This window comes from Mycobacterium sp. E787 (assembly GCF_001668725.1).
GTDB lineage: Bacteria > Actinomycetota > Actinomycetes > Mycobacteriales > Mycobacteriaceae > Mycobacterium.
In genome coordinates, this window is the sequence record NZ_LZKL01000023.1 from 1 (window position 1) to 1,327 (window position 1,327).

A 1,327-nucleotide genomic window follows, 5' to 3' on the forward strand; every position below is an offset into this window, starting at 1 on the left:
GGTCTGTGGTTCATTGACATAGAGGACAGATGTCTCCCGACATAGAGGACAGCCCAGTTATCGCGAGGTGTCCTCATGTCCAAGGCCCGTTTGGTCGTCGCCGCTGTCCAGGTTGAGCACCGCCCGATCAGTGAGGTCGCTCGGGACTACCGGGTCGCGCGCTCGTGGATCTACACCTTGCTGGCCCGCTACCGCGCCGAGGGCGAGCCTGGACTCGAGCCACGCTCGCGGCGCCCGTCCTCTAATCCCCGGCAGCTTCCCACCACCGTCGAAGAATTAATCATCAAGCTGCGCAAGCAACTTGGCGAACAGGGCTACGACGCCGGACCCCACACGATCGCCGTCCACCTGCGCCGCCAGACCGGCAACACCCCCGCGGTGTCCACCATCCACAAAGTCTTGCGCCGCCGCGGCTTCATCACCGCCCAACCCCACAAACGGCCCCGCAGCAGCTACCTGCGCTTCCAGGCCGACCAACCCAACGAATGCTGGCAGGCTGACATCACCCACTGGCAGCTGGCCGGCCCCGACATGACCGCCGCCACTGGCGCGCCGATCGAAATCCTCAACATCCTCGACGACCACTCCCGTAAAGCCCTGACCTGCACCGCCCGACCCGTGTTCACCGCGCTGGCCGTGCGCGACTGCTTCCGCGACGCCTACGCCGCCCACGGCCTGCCCGCCAGCGTGCTCACCGACAACGGCATGGTTTTCACCGCCCGCCACGCCACCGGCCCCGGCGGACGCACCGCCCTGCAAACCGAGCTGGCCACCCTGGGCGTCGTCTTCAAAAACTCCCGCCCCTATCACCCCCAGACCTGCGGCAAGGTCGAACGCTTCCACCAAACCCTCAAAAAATGGCTGACCCGCCAACCCCCAGCAGCCACCCTGGCTGACCTCCAAGCCCAGCTAGACACCTTCACCGAGTACTACAACACCGTGCGCCCACACCGCTCCTGCCAGCGCCGCACCCCCCAAGACACCTACCGCGCCCGACCCCTCGCCGGACCCGCCAACACGCCCCCCGGCATCCACTGGCGAGTACGCACCGACCGCGTCGACAGCTACGGCAAGCTCACCCTGCGCCACGCCGGACGACTCCACCACATCGGCATCGGACACCGCTGGGCCAACACCGCAGTCCACATGCTCATCGCCGACCTCAACATCCGCATCATCGCCACCGCCCACGGCCAACTCATCCGCGAACTCACCCTCGACACCACCCGCGACTACCAACCCCAAAAACCCAAAACACCCCCAGCCAACAACTGAGGGTGTTCACTATGTCGCGAGACATCTGTCCTCGATGTCTCGCGACATCACA

1 protein-coding gene is annotated in these 1,327 nt (G+C 65.8%); it reads left to right on the top strand.

Features of this window, described 5'->3' with window-relative positions:
• Nucleotides 1-75: 75 nt before the first annotated feature.
• Complete coding sequence (locus A5705_RS03880) at nt 76-1,275, top strand: IS481 family transposase (protein WP_067878205.1); 1,200 nt, start codon at nt 76-78, stop codon at nt 1,273-1,275.
• Nucleotides 1,276-1,327 lie beyond the last annotated feature (52 nt).